The organism is Polaribacter sargassicola (assembly GCF_021991835.1).
Lineage (GTDB): Bacteria > Bacteroidota > Bacteroidia > Flavobacteriales > Flavobacteriaceae > Polaribacter > Polaribacter sargassicola.
In genome coordinates this window covers 1-307 of record NZ_JAHDAU010000151.1, presented here as the reverse complement: position 1 = coordinate 307, position 307 = coordinate 1, and the positions used below count along the sequence as shown (strand labels likewise).

Below are 307 nucleotides of genomic sequence, written 5' to 3'. Positions count from 1 at the left end.
CGAGTAGAACACTCCGATCGGGTCGACGGCCTGGATGTCGGCGAAGCTCGCCGACTGCGGCAGGACGTGCACGTCGAATCCGAGGCGGGCGAGGTTGTCGAGCGTGGACTGCTTGACACCCAGGTCGAGCACCGCGAGGTTGCCGATGCGCTCGCCCTCTGCGGGGATGACGGTGGGCTCGCTGACCGAGACCTCTGCGGAGAGGTTCTGGCCGGCCATCTGCGGGGCGTCGGTGACGCGGCGCAGCTGCTCCTCGGCATCCTGGTCGGCGTCGGGGCCGGAGAAGATCCCGCCGCGCATGGACCCG

General features: G+C 70.0%; 1 pseudogene. It reads right to left on the bottom strand.

Going from position 1 to position 307, the window contains the following annotated elements:
• Positions 1 to 307, bottom strand: a pseudogene (locus KI686_RS16260) (hypothetical protein); the annotation flags it as partial.